The 13,200-nt window shown below is 52.6% G+C and carries 12 protein-coding genes; 1 reads left to right on the top strand and 11 read right to left on the bottom strand.

The window, feature by feature from the left end; translation table 11 throughout:
* Positions 1–49 precede the first annotated feature (49 nt).
* The 10 genes from OGV79_RS07085 to kbaZ all read right to left on the bottom strand — a co-directional run bounded on the left by OGV79_RS07085 (position 50) and on the right by kbaZ (position 10,285).
* Entirely contained in the window at positions 50–1,222 is a 1,173-nt protein-coding gene (locus tag OGV79_RS07085; RefSeq protein WP_110493759.1) for a MalY/PatB family protein, read from the bottom strand.
* Positions 1,223–1,234: 12 nt separating this feature from the next.
* Positions 1,235–2,806: a maltose/glucose-specific PTS transporter subunit IIBC gene (gene malX / locus OGV79_RS07080; RefSeq protein ID WP_130028099.1), complete on the bottom strand. Its 1,572-nt coding sequence runs from the start codon at positions 2,804–2,806 to the stop codon at positions 1,235–1,237.
* A 121-nt stretch (positions 2,807–2,927) separates the two neighbouring features.
* Positions 2,928–3,800 (bottom strand): tagatose-bisphosphate aldolase subunit KbaY, encoded by an 873-nt coding sequence (gene kbaY, locus OGV79_RS07075; RefSeq protein ID WP_275147644.1) that lies wholly within the window; start codon positions 3,798–3,800, stop codon positions 2,928–2,930.
* A 12-nt stretch (positions 3,801–3,812) separates the two neighbouring features.
* On the bottom strand, positions 3,813–4,958 hold the full coding sequence (locus tag OGV79_RS07070; protein WP_104868150.1) for an AgaS family sugar isomerase: 1,146 nt from the start codon (positions 4,956–4,958) through the stop codon (positions 3,813–3,815).
* 299 nt (positions 4,959–5,257) lie between these two features.
* The gene (nagA, locus tag OGV79_RS07065; RefSeq protein ID WP_286468195.1) at positions 5,258–6,391 is read right to left on the bottom strand and encodes an N-acetylglucosamine-6-phosphate deacetylase; all 1,134 of its coding nucleotides are present in this window, start codon (positions 6,389–6,391) and stop codon (positions 5,258–5,260) included.
* Complete coding sequence (gene agaF / locus OGV79_RS07060; RefSeq protein WP_049008851.1) at positions 6,388–6,822, bottom strand: PTS galactosamine/N-acetylgalactosamine transporter subunit IIA; 435 nt, start codon at positions 6,820–6,822, stop codon at positions 6,388–6,390. Before agaF ends, nagA begins: the two co-directional genes overlap by 4 nt.
* Positions 6,823–6,839: 17 nt before the next feature.
* A complete protein-coding gene (gene agaE, locus OGV79_RS07055) occupies positions 6,840–7,718 on the bottom strand; it encodes a PTS N-acetylgalactosamine transporter subunit IID (protein ID WP_012135269.1) in 879 nt (292 codons plus the stop codon).
* Positions 7,708–8,487 carry a PTS N-acetylgalactosamine transporter subunit IIC gene (gene agaW, locus OGV79_RS07050; RefSeq protein WP_012135268.1) on the bottom strand — a complete coding sequence of 260 codons (780 nt, stop codon included), beginning with the start codon at positions 8,485–8,487 and terminating at the stop codon, positions 7,708–7,710. Before agaW ends, agaE begins: the two co-directional genes overlap by 11 nt.
* Before the next feature lie 10 nt (positions 8,488–8,497).
* Positions 8,498–8,971, bottom strand: a complete 474-nt coding sequence (gene agaV / locus OGV79_RS07045) for a PTS N-acetylgalactosamine transporter subunit IIB (RefSeq protein WP_012135267.1) — start codon at positions 8,969–8,971, stop codon at positions 8,498–8,500.
* 18 nt (positions 8,972–8,989) lie between these two features.
* Positions 8,990–10,285, bottom strand: a complete 1,296-nt coding sequence (gene kbaZ, locus OGV79_RS07040; protein ID WP_286468193.1) for a tagatose-bisphosphate aldolase subunit KbaZ — start codon at positions 10,283–10,285, stop codon at positions 8,990–8,992.
* Between the two features lie 249 nt (positions 10,286–10,534).
* Here kbaZ and OGV79_RS07035 point away from each other — a divergent pair, with 249 nt between their 5' ends.
* Positions 10,535–11,344, top strand: a complete 810-nt coding sequence (locus tag OGV79_RS07035) for a DeoR family transcriptional regulator (protein ID WP_012135265.1) — start codon at positions 10,535–10,537, stop codon at positions 11,342–11,344.
* A gap of 58 nt (positions 11,345–11,402) precedes the next feature.
* Here OGV79_RS07035 and garD read toward each other — a convergent pair whose 3' ends face one another.
* The gene (gene garD / locus OGV79_RS07030; RefSeq protein WP_012135264.1) at positions 11,403–12,974 is read right to left on the bottom strand and encodes a galactarate dehydratase; all 1,572 of its coding nucleotides are present in this window, start codon (positions 12,972–12,974) and stop codon (positions 11,403–11,405) included.
* Between the last annotated feature and the right edge of the window lie 226 nt (positions 12,975–13,200).

Genomic DNA, 13,200 nt, shown 5'->3' with positions numbered 1-13,200 from the left:
CAGAGGAAAAACAGTGTTACCCGGTGGGGTAACACTGTTTGTACAAGGATTAGTAATGCTTCAGCATCCTGTCGATGGCGTGTTCCAGCCAATAGCGCTGGGTGCCGAAGTTAATCCGTAAATAGTTTTCACCGTTTTGCACGTAGTGGCTGCCATCTTCGATCACCACTCCTGCCTGTTGAGCAAAGTGCTGTGTCAGTTGCGTTGCGCTGCGCTCATCCGCACTCACGTCAATCCATGCGAGATATGACGATTCCGGTGTCATCATTTTCCAGTCGGGAAAGTGGGTCTTAATGGCGTCAGCCAGATATACGGCGTTGCCGCGCAGATATCCATTCAGCGCATCCAGCCATGCAAGCCCCTGCTGATAGGCAAGAATGATTCCCCAGACACCGAAGATATTCGGCGAGGTGATGGAGTTCTTCTCAAGCTGCTGGCGAAAACGCTGCCTCAGCGTCTCATTCGGGATGATGGAATAAGAGGTTTTCAGCCCGCCTAAGTTGAAAGCTTTGTTGGGCGAGGTCAGGACAATAACGTTATCCAGTGCGGCGCACCCCGATGACAAGCAACTGACGAACTTACCATCAAGAATGTGCTCGGCATGGACTTCGTCAACGACCAGGATTACGCCATAGCGTTTGCATAAATCAGAGACCAGACGGATCTCATCCGCACGCCAGATCCTTCCTGAAGGGTTATGCGGCGAACAGAAGAACCATAGCTTTGGACGATGCGTTTTAAGCTGGTCTTCGATCAATTCAACATCAAGATGATAGCGGTTCTCTTCCACGCGAAGCGGGCTGGCGAGAACATGCACATTCTGCCGCTGCGCCGCCATCGCAAAAGGGTCATAGACCGGCGTATTCATCATCACGCTATCGCCCGGTTGGCAGAATGCCTGAACCGTGTAGTGCAGTGTAGAAACGGTGCCGTAGGTTAGCGTGATCCAGTCACGCTGAACATTTACCTGATGGCGCTCATACTGGAAGGTAATGACCGCGTCATAAAACGCATCGAAACAGTAGGTGTAGCCAAATGTTCCGTGCTGGACGATACGCTGGAAGCCGTCAATCACCGCAGGAGGTGAGGTGAAATCCATGTCCGCAATCCATAGCGGAATAAAGTCTTTTGGTACGGCGCCAAACCGCGAGCAGACAAACGGATGATCCCACTTGCGGCATTTATCACTTTGACGCTCGATGATACTGTCGAAATCGAACATTCCAGACTCCTGTTAGATTAAGGCTTCAATGCCTGTTTTCACGCTTTGCACCTGTGGCCCAATAATGACCTGAACGCTATGCGCATCCAGTACAACGACGGAGAGCGCCCCGGCGTTTTTTAATGTTTGTTGATCCACTTTGGACATATCTTTCACCACCAGGCGTAAACGGGTAATACAGTTATCCAGAGAATCGATATTTTCTTTCCCACCCAGCGCATTCAAAATAACACCGTGATCATATTTTGATTTGCCGCGTGCTTTGGTATTTGCTGCAACAGCCTGGGCTGCATCATCTGAAGAGTCCTCACGGCCAGGTGTTTTAATATCATGCTTAAGAATGTACCAGCGGAAAACAAAGAAGTAGATCCCAAACCAAACGATACCAACCGGGAATAATAAATACCATTTCGTTGATGTTCCTTGCATCACACCGAAAATTAACAAATCCAGAATGCCGCCGTCCGTATTACCAATGGTGACACCAAGAATTGCCATGACCATCAAAGCCAACCCAGACATTACAATATGGAAGACATACAGCGCTGGGGCAATAAAGAGAAATAAAAATTCAATAGGCTCGGAGATACCAGTGATAACCGAAACTAAAACACCGGAAAGTAACAGTCCTTTAATCACCGGGCGGTTTTCGGGTTTGGCCGTTCTGTAGATAGCATATGCTACGGCAGGCAAACCAAAAATAAATGTCGGCATAAAGCCCTGAGATAAGAAGGCCGTTACATGTGGGCTGAAGGGGAGGCCAGCCTTCAGCTCGGCATAAAAAATATTGAGCGCCCCGGCGACTTCATGGCCGTTAACGAACTCCGTTCCGCCAGCCGGGGTGAAACGCACCATAGCTAACAGGATATGATGAAGGCCGAAAGGCTTGAGCAGCAGCACGCCTACACCGTATAAGAATGGGCCAAATACGCTGGTGCTCTGAATGATATGCCCGATACCGGCAATACCCATCGCGACGTAGGTCCAGAGTAATGGAATCGCTAACCCCACCAGAGACATTGTCAGCGAGGTGATAATAGGGACGAAACGAATGCCGCTAAAGAAAGCGAAAGCGTCATGCAAGACGGTATCCTGGAAACGCTCGTGCAGGAAATAGGTGATAACGCCAGCGATGATGCCGCCCAGCACGCCCATCTCTAATGTCTGAATGCCTAATACGATGGATTGCCCGACCTGTTTCATTGTCGCGGCATCCGCAATCTGGTGTGTTGCGGTCAGGTAATAATTGATACTCATATTCATCAGCATATAGCCGACAAAACCTGAAAAAGCGCCAACGGCTTTATTTCGTTTAGCCATTCCCATTGGAATAGCAATAGCAAACATGACAGGTAAATAAGTAAAAGCAAATCCACCTACCATTGCAATAAAACCAAAAGTTAATTGGGTAAGTTCTCCTCCCAGGAATGGAAAGCTTTTTATTGTCGACGGACTGGTAATTGAACTGCCTACACCTAATAATAACCCCATAAATGCAAGCAGCGATACGGGGAACATAAATGTTTTACCCAGGCTTTGAAAGAATTCCCATAACCTCGATTTAAAGGACTTTTCCTGTGTCATGTAGAGTACTCCATGATTTTCATCAGTATAATATGAAGGTCATGAGGAATTAATCATGACCTTTTGAAATTGCGAAGTAAGTTGTTTTTATATGTTTATTGATTCAATTCGAAAACAAAGATTAACAATGCGAAGGTTGCAGTAACTTTTTGTAGGATCCGCAAACCGTTATTTTACTTCTGACGACGTCTTTCATCGCATCCATGCCTACGCGCATGTAATAACGCGGATCGTTGCCATCAGGGTTTTCACTGAACCATTTTTTAACCGCTGCGGCGAAAGCGATTTTCAACTCCGTTGCAACGTTCACTTTGCATATGCCGAGTTCAATGGCCCGTCTCACCAGCTCATCAGGTACATCGCTTGCGCCGTGCAGCACCAGTGGGATATCAACCACTTCGCGAATCTCAGCCAGACGCTGGAAATCGATTTTAGGACGTTTGGTGTAAAGGCCGTGTGCAGTACCGATTGCCACAGCGAGGCTGTCGACACCGGTGAGTTCGACAAAACGTTTCGCTTCCTGCGGATCGGTCAGGAAGGCGCTTTCTGCATCGACGCTCATGTCGTCTTCCACGCCGCCCAGACGTCCCAGTTCAGCTTCCACGCTGCAATCGCGCGCGTGACAGAAATCCACCACCGATTTCACCAGCTTCACGTTTTCTTCAAACGGGAAGTGGCTACCGTCGATCATGGCGCTGCGTACGCCGGCATTGACCTTGCGGCGGATATCTTCCAGCGACTCATGGTGATCGAGATGCAGCGCCAGCGGTATGTCATAGCTGTCGGAGTAAGCGCTGCATAGCGCGTAGATCTCTTCCAGCGCAATGTGCTTAAAGGTGCCAGGCGTCCCGGCGAGGATCACGGGGGATTGCATTTCACTGCAAACTTCGAGGATCGCCTGGATCGTTTCGGCGTTATGGATGTTGAATGCAGGGACAGCGTAACCTTTCGTCTGGGCATCTTGCAGGAGGTACTTGGTGGAAATAATGCTCATGATGCGATCCTCTTAGGCATTCCAGGGATGGATAACAACACCTTGCACCACACGGTTAACCGTGCCGCTGGCGGATGGGGTGTCCGGGGTGTTTCCGACGCTGATGGATTGCGTGAGTGCGAACACCTGCGCGTAGATCAGGAAGCAGAAAGCCAGTTCTGTATCAATAAAAGCGCGCGATGGCGGCAGCAGGATATGTGGGCCTGCGTCGATGACAGGATCGCTTTCAGCGGCGATTGCGACGACGCGCAGTGCCTGTTGATCGCGTCGCAGTTCCGCTAACAGATCGAGATCGTACTGACGGGTGTAGGGATGGCTGGAGATAAACACCACGACCAGCGTTTCGTTATCAACCAGCGATTTCGGGCCGTGACGGAAACCCGTCGGCGAGTCGTAAAATGCAGCCAGCTTACCGGCTGTCAGCTCCAGAACTTTGAGCGCAGATTCACGCGCAGCGCCCTGTAACCCGCCACTACCGAGGTAAACGATCCGTTTCCAGGGCTCATTGCCAAAAACACCTTTGCTGAAATCACCGAGCGAGGTGAGGATCGTCTGGCAGCGATCCGCAACATCGCGGAAGGTCTGGTTGTTGATCATATCGGGTGCGAACACCGCCAGACAGCTCGCCATCATGGTGGTGATGCTGCTGGTCATCGCAAAGCCGCGATCGTGCGTTTCAGCAGGCATCAACAATGCGAAGGCGTTATCGCTGTCGACGGCATTTTGATACAGATTTCCGGCTTCATTGCAGGTGATCGAAAGGTGATAGCACTCAGGCACAAACTGATTTGCCAGCTCAACGGCGGCAACGCTTTCCGGGCTGTTGCCGGAGCGGGCGAAGGAGACCAGCAGTAACGGATGTGCGGGCGTCAGGTAATCCATTGGATTTGTGACGAGGTCAGTGGTGGGTACGGCCGTGATGTTTTTCCCGGTGTGGCGTGAAAGCCAGGGGGCGATGATATCGCCGATAAACGCGGAAGTGCCTGCGCCGGTCAGTATGATCCGCAGATCGTTTTTGCACAGCAATGGCGTCAGGAAACGATCAATGGCCGATCGAATACTGCTGATGTTATTGAGTGAGCGGATCCAACTGGCCGGTTGTTGACGGATCTCTTCTTCCGTCCAGGTGCCGGTAACGGAGGTGCGAGTTTCTGGCATAACATAGTCCTTAGTCTTGTGAACTCCACTCAGCCGTTGGTACTGTGCCTGTGACTTTCGTTTCGTTTCACTTGTTCTGCTGTTCAGTTAAATAAAATCTATAGAAAAGAAATCGAAAGTTCAATGATGCAAAGTGAAATAAAACGAAAAATGTGATCGGTGAAACGAAGGGTGTGGTTATCTCATTGATATATAACGTGTTGGCTTTAACTTACGTTATCTAAGGATTTCCTTAGCGAAAGAAAAAGAAAGGCCTCATGACGTTACGTCTAAGGCCAATATGACAGAGAATGAAAGGTCTACAAGGCAAAGGGCTGCCCCTGAATCCAGACACGCTGGAGATGCAGGCCATTGTCCAGCGCGATGAGGCTGGCGCATTTGCCTGGCTCGATCGATCCCAACTGACGATCGATGCCAAGCAGGCGGGCAGGATGCAGTGAGGCCATATGGATAGCCTCTTCTGGCGTCGCGCCAGCGTGTTTGACCATATTTCGCACGGCGGTATCAATCGAGAGCGTACTGCCCGCCAGCCCACCGGACGCGGTGCGTACAATGCCGCCACGCATTTCGACGTCGTAGCCGCAAATATCATATTGCCCGTCAGGCATACCTGCTGCGCGCATCGCATCGGTGATTAATACAACCCGCGTTTTCGCGTAGCCGCAGCACAGACGCAGTGCCGCAGGATGGACATGGTGCCCGTCGGCGATAAGCTCCAGCCACGCACGCGTATTGGTTAACCCGGCGCCCACCATTCCTGGTTCCCGATGGTGTAATCCACTCATACCGTTAAAACAATGCACCAGCCCGTCTGCACCGGCATCAAATGCGGCGCAGGTCTGTTCGTACGTTGCCGCGCTATGGCCTAACATGACGCGTACGCCGCGTTGTTTGAGATGTTGAATTGCTTGCAGTGCGCCAGGTTTTTCCGGCGCCAGCGCGATGATGCGCAAGGTGTTCTGTGAGACGGCTATCAGGTCGTCCAGCTCGGCAAGATCCAATTCACGAAACAGTTCAGGCGGATGAGCCCCTTTGTTCTGCGGCGTGAACCAGGGACCTTCCAGATAACTACCCAGCACCTGCGCGCCGGGGCCGCCGGACTGACAGCGCCGGGCAATACGTTCCAGCGCATTGCGGATAGCATCCAACGGTGCAGTGACCGTCGTGGGAAGCCAACCTCCCACGCCTTCGCGCGCTTTATGCAACGCCAGTTTATCGAGCGTCTCCGGCGCGTCGTCCATGACATCCAGACCTGCGCCACCGTGAACATGAGTATCAATATATGCCGGGCACAGTAGCTCTGCATCACGCACTGTGATTCCTGGGGGAACGGGCTCTATTGCCGCAATAACGCCTTTCTCAATACGGAGTTGGTGATCGTCAAGCCAGCCCTGCTCGGTCAACACGCGTCGGGCGCGCAGCAACTGGCTCATATCCCTTCCTCTATGGCGTTTTCTTCGCGACAGCGCCCCAGCTCATCCACCAGACTGGTCAGGCCGCGATGCCCGCACTCCAGCGCCTGCTGGCGAAAGGCTTCGCTGGTTAATCCTTCGCGTTCCAGCACCATCTCCAGAAGGAGCTGTAAATTCGTGCCGGTGATCACTTCCCGTCCCGGTTTCTGTAACGCCAGTGTTGATGCCACCCGAAAAGGCGTACCGCCCAACAGGTCAGTCAGAAACACGATATCCTCCCGGTCGTCCAGTTCATCAACGGCCTGCTCAAGCTGTGAGGTGAGCAGCGCGGTCGTTGATGCTTCCGGGAAGTCGATGGCGATAAATTGCGACTGCTCGCCAAGGATCTGCTTCATCGCTTTTTCCATCCCACTGGCAAATCCGCCGTGCCCCGTCAAAATAATGCCTAACATCTCAAACCTCTTTGTCTTTACAGGAAGTGACAGAATTTACCGACTACACCCAAAACGACGGTGATGCCAATAAGGCGTAGCGGGCTCCAGCCGCGGCGTACCAGCCAGAACATGGTCAAGGTATAGACCAGCGGTAAAAACGCGGGCATGAGCTTATCGATAACATCGGCCTGTAATTTAACAACCGCATCACCGGCCTTGATTTCAAGCGTGGTGTTCAGACGAACATAGGTTGCCACCAGCGCGCCAATCACCGTCATCCCAACGATAGACGCCGCATGACCCACTTTCCGGGTGTTCGCTTTGATAAGCGGAATGGCCGCGACCCCCATCCGATAAGCATAGTGCGCCAGGCCAAAACGCAGGCCGAGGTGAACCACGTTGAACAGAACAATAAAGACGACGGCGCCGAGGATAGAACCTTGCAGTGCGAGACTGGCTCCAATACCGCCGCAAATGGGCAGCAATGTCAGCCAGAACATCGCATCGCCAATTCCGCCGAGCGGGGCGCCAACGGCAATTTTGGTACTCTGAATGCTGTTCACATCCTGCTTGGAGCGCTCCATCGCGAGGATAATGCCGATCACAAACGTCACCAGAAATGGATGGGTGTTGAAGAAACCCATATGGCCTTTCATGGCACGCGCCAGATCGCGTTTGTTGGTATGGATCTTTTTCAGGGCGGGCAGTAAACCGTACAGCCAGCCAGATGCCTGCATACGCTCGTAGTTAAAGGAAGCCTGCAACAACATGGAACGCCAGGCCACGCGGTTGATATCCTTTTTCGTCAGTTCAGTGCCGATACTTTGGTCTTCATAGACGTTTTCGTTTACGCCGGACAGCAGCGTCTCGTCAGTGTCGGAGACGTTTGGTAGCGTGGTTTGATTAGATGCCATCTTCGAATTCCTCTTTCTGTGCCGCAGGTTGAGTCGGTTCAGGAGATTTACGCAGCAGGTCGATCAATGCCATTGCGAGGGCCGCAGCGGCGATGGCCAGCACCGGAAGTTTGAGCCAGGCCGCGGCAACGAAACCGATGATGAAATAGGGAATATAGACATTTTTCATCATGATTTTCAGCAGTACGGCGAAACCGATAGCAGGCATAATGCCGCCTGCGACGCCAAGCCCGTCAATCAGACGTTCCGGTAGCACATCAATGGCGGTTTTCGCATGTTCCGCCCCAAAGTAAATCGGCAGGAAGGCGCAGAGGAAGTAGAAGATGCCTAACGCCAGCAGCGCCAGATAGTTGACTCGTTCAATGCCGTGGGTGTCAGCGTTAGCCGCCATACGGTCGCATCGGGACATTACGCCAGACATCACTGAGAACAGGAAGGTAATCCCCATTTGTACGGCGACGGCAAACGGTACGGCGACACCCACGGCGACATCGGGTTTCACGCCGGTCGTAATCGCAAACGTCGTTCCCACGATCGTGCCGATAATCACGTTTGGCGGCTGTGCGCCAGCTAAAGGTGCCAGGCCCATCCACACCAGTTCCAGCGTACCACCCGTCAAAATACCGGTATGCAGATCGCCCAGAATCAGGCCGACCAGCGGCCCAAGCACCACCGGACGGTGCATATGCGTTAACCCGTTGAACATATCCAGGCCTGCGATAAAGGCGAGAATACCCAACGCAAAAGCCTGCAACAGACTGATTTCCATTGTGAATCCCTCAGAGTAGTTTAAAGAGATCCAAAGCGGGTTCTGTCGGAACGCCCTGTACGAAGCATTCGACACCGGCGGTTTTCAGGCCATTAAATGCCGTAATATCGTTAGCATCGACAGAAACCGTTTTGGCAATTTGTTGTTTGCCATTGGCATAGTGCATGTTGCCTACATTGATACGTGTTACGGGAACGCCGCCCTCCACCAGCTTGAGGAAATCCGCTGGCGACTTGCAGACCAGCAGAATTTTCTGTCGATCGGCAGCGCGATGGATATTGTCGATCACTTTTTGCAGCGGCCAGAAACGTACGGCGATCCCCTCCGCCAGCACCATCTCCATCAGGTTTTGCTGTACCGGGTCTTCAGCCACTTCATCATTGGCGACCAGTACCAGATTTGCCCCCGCAAACCCAACCCACTGCACGCCGACCTGGCCGTGGATTAAACGTTCGTCAATTCGACTCAATACAATGTTTGGCATAGCGTTTCCTCTTCGTTGTTATGCGTTTTGGGATGTAACGCCCTGGCAGGCGGCGTGGTACTGCTGTAGTACGTCCTGAATGTGGCTGATAATGAGCTCTCGCGGCGTTGCGTTGAGATCCCCTTCGCGCACTCTGGCGTACTGTAGCGGCAAATACTGGCTGATGAGCGGCAGTGGAATGGGGTCATCCGCCAGGTTGCGAACCAGCCGTGCAAACGCCTCATCAATCTGCTGATCCGGCCAGTAATAGCGAACGCGATCGGAATAACTATAACCACGCGCCAGGCGGCGTGCGTTGCCGTCGCCGTGGTAGTGACTCTGCCAGTATTCCGGGCGATCGAGCATCACGCTTTCCAGCACATGGCGCAGACCAGAGCTGGTTTTGGCGGGTAACAGCTCTTCTTCAATTGCGGCCAGCGAGAATAACGCTTCGCGCAGGGCAAAGGTGAGGGCCGGGCCGACTTTCAGAATCGCAAAGTGATCTTTCACCAGCTGGCGCAGCGACTGTGGCGTCTGGTAATCCGTGGAGTGCGCTTCAAACACCAGCGTGTCATACGCTTCTACCATTGCACTCAACGCGATGGCTTTTTGCGGTTGGTAATCAATGATATGCGTATGGTCGAACTCAACGCCCGGTTGTACAACCAGCCCGATGATGCGAGGCCAAATGGCGCTCAGTCCCTGTTTCTCAAATGCATGACGATGCGCTTCCAGCGTGGCTCGTGCCGCGTCAGGTGTTGTTACTTCCAGTTCAGTCAATGTCTCATACGCGCCGCCGGGAACCGGAACTTCAGTACCGATCACGTAAACCAGATCGGATTCGCCAAAATGCTCACGGCAGGTTTCTTCTGCGATCTTCGCCAGTCGCGCGGCGCGCTCAGCAACGATCTCATCGGTTAACGGTATCGGATCGTTGGCGCAGGACATGCTGCAATCGAGATGGATCTTTTTAAACCCGGCCGCCACGTAGCTCTTTATTAAATCATCCGCATTTGCCATCGCCTGGGCGGCAGGCAGATTTTGCCAACGGTTGGGGCCGAGGTGATCGCCGCCCAGAATCAACTGTGATTGTGGAAAATTAAGTGAGTCGGCCAGCTGGTAAACAAAGCCGCGAAAATCGGCGGGCGTCATGCCGGTATAACCCCCGAACTGGTCAACCTGGTTAGAGGTGGCTTCAATCAGCAGTGGGGTATGGTTTGCATGGGCATAACGTATAGCGGCTTCCAGCACCAGTGGATGCGCAGAACAAACGGCATAAATCCCATTTGTGTTCCCTCGTTTATGCTGCTCCACCATTTCTGTTAGATGTTTCACTTTCCTCTCCAGGTTGAATGCTTAAGACAAGTGTCTTTCATTTTGTTTCATCTGATACTGGTGCAAGACGCTATAAAAATAAAACGAAAGATATTGGTTTTCGGATCTGTTTCACAAAAGAAACATAATGAAAGGTTTCAGCGATACGTCGTCTTATGGCTTGCAGGTATGGGGGCTTGCATTCCAGTAAAAGAAAGGCGTTAATAGAAAAATCGAAATGAAACGAAAGATTTGATTAAAGGATTTTTTATGAGCAGTACTGATTCTTCTGCGGATAAGCGCATTACCGCTACCAGCGAAAGGCGGGAGCAAATTATCCAGCGGTTGCGACAGCAGGGAAGCGTACAGGTTAACGATCTTTCCGTCTTATTCGGCGTCTCCACCGTGACCATCCGTAACGATCTGGCTTTTCTCGAAAAACAGGGGATTGCCGTGCGTGCGTATGGCGGCGCGTTAATTTGCGACAGCAATACTCCGGGTATTGAGCCTTCGGTGGAAGATAAAAGTTCACTCAATACCGCTGTAAAGCGCAGTATCGCCCAGGCAGCGGTTTCGCTGATTAAACCCGGACACCGGGTGATCCTTGACTCAGGCACCACGACATATGAAATCGCGCGCATGATGCGCCAGCATACGGATATCATCGCCATGACCAATGGCATGAATGTCGCCAATGCATTGCTGGAAGCTGAGGGAGTGGAACTGCTGATGACTGGTGGGCATCTGCGCCGCCAGTCGCAGTCATTTTATGGTGACCAGGCAGAGCAGTCGCTACAGAATTACCATTTCGATATGTTGTTTCTGGGGGTCGATGCCATTGATTTAGAGCGTGGCGTCAGCACGCACAATGAAGATGAAGCCAGACTTAACCGCCGGATGTGTGAAGTGGCCGAGCGCATCATTGTCGTCACGGACTCCACGAAGTTTAACCGCTCCAGTCTGCATAAGATCATTGATACGCAGCGTATTCATACCATCATTGTGGATGAAGGTATTCCTGTCGACAGTCTGGAAGGTTTACGCAAGAGCGGTATTGAAGTGATTCTGGTGAACGCGTAATTCAGTTATCTATAAAAGGCCGGATGGCGATGCGATCCCATCCGGCCTTTTTTCGTCATCAGGTCACTGGCGCGGGGTTAAACACGGCCAGCTGGTTATGCAGCCCCCATTGGTCTGAGAAGGTTTTCTTACGACCGCTCGCGACGTCCAGAATAAAGTGGAACAGCTTCCAGCCCACGTCCTCAATACTCTCTTCCCCTGTGGCAATGGTGCCCGCGTTGATGTCCATCAAATCAAACCAGCGATTCGCCAGTTCTGTGCGGGTCGCCATTTTGATTACCGGAACCGCCATCAGGCCATATGGCGTTCCGCGACCGGTTGTGAACACCTGGACGGTGATCCCGGAAGCGACCTGCTGCGTGCCGCAGACAAAATCACTGGCGGGCGTGGCGGCGTAAATTAAACCGCGTTTTGTCGGTCGCTGACCGGGGGACAGCACTTCCACAATTGCGCTCTGCCCGGATTTTGCGATAGAGCCCAACGCTTTTTCCACCACGTTCGCGAGACCGCCTTTTTTGTTGCCTGGCGACGGGTTGGCGCTGCGGTCGGTTTTCCCCATATCAAGATAATTATCGTACCAGGCCATCTCTTCCAGCAGGCGTTTGCCGACCTCTTCGTTAATCGCGCGTGGCGTGAGAAGGTGGATTGCATCACGGACTTCGGTGACTTCCGAGAACATCACCGTCGCGCCGCAACGTACTAACAGATCCGAGGCGTAACCCACCGCCGGGTTGGCCGTCACACCGGAAAACGCATCGCTGCCGCCGCACTGCATTCCGACCACCAGTTCGGAAGCCGGGCAGGTTTCACGCTGGCGCTGGTTGAGCTTCGCCAGGTGGCGTTCGGCCACCTGCAAAATATCCTCGACCATCGACTTAAAGCCGACGTGCTGCTCATCCTGCAAACGCACAATACTGGCGCTGTCCACCGGAATCCCTTTCACATCTTCCGTGCCTTCCAGCAGACGTTCCGGCTGAAGTTTTTCACAGCCAAGGCCGATGACCATAACTTCGCCGCCGAAGTTCGGGTTCAACGAGATGTTATGAATGGTGCGGATAGGCACCACGGCCGCAGGCGCGTTGATCGCCACGCCGCAGCCGTACAAGTGGTTCAGACCGACAACGCCGTCTACGTTCGGGTATCCGGGCAGCAGGTCACGCTCAATGATCTTCACGACATAATCCACGACGCCCGCCACGCAGTGTACGCTGGTGGTGATGCCGAGCAGATTCTTGGTGCCGACGCTGCCATCCGCGTTGCGGTAGCCTTCAAACGTGTAGCCTTCCAGCGGCGGCAGCGGTTCCGGCACTTTCGTCGCCAGCGGCAGGGTGTGTAACGGCGGCGCTTTCGGTAGCTCAACCAGTGACTCATCTATCCAGCTGCCGCGTGCGATGTCGCGAACGGCATAGCCGATCACCTCGCCATAACGCACGATTTCGCCGTGGGCAGGAATCGCCTCCAGCGCCACTTTATGCCCCTGAGGAATATGTTCAACCAACGCCAGACCGTCCGGGAAACGCGTTCCGGCTTGCAGACCATTGTCATTAACAATAATTGCCACGTTATCGGTGTCATGCACTTTAATATAAAACGCGGTTGGCGATTCTTGTCTAATTTCGATATCGGCCATTGTCCAGTATTCTCCAGCCAGGTGGTGATAATAAATGTGTTAAAGAGAACAACTGCTTTTTATTGTCAGAATTAAAAATACGTTGCTGCTAAATAAAGAATGCCAGGAGTTTTTGTTTAAAAATGTGATCGCGATCGGCCATTATTCCCGATGGTACGGGAGCTGGGCGAGTAATGTACAAATCTGTGCATCACCGCCCATGACGTTGTGCAAATGCTCAAAATAT

Source organism: Citrobacter sp. CK185 (assembly GCF_030333565.1).
Classification (GTDB): domain Bacteria; phylum Pseudomonadota; class Gammaproteobacteria; order Enterobacterales; family Enterobacteriaceae; genus Citrobacter_B; species Citrobacter_B koseri.
Note: the sequence above shows the minus strand (reverse complement) of the source record. Positions and strands in the feature narration are given on the sequence as shown.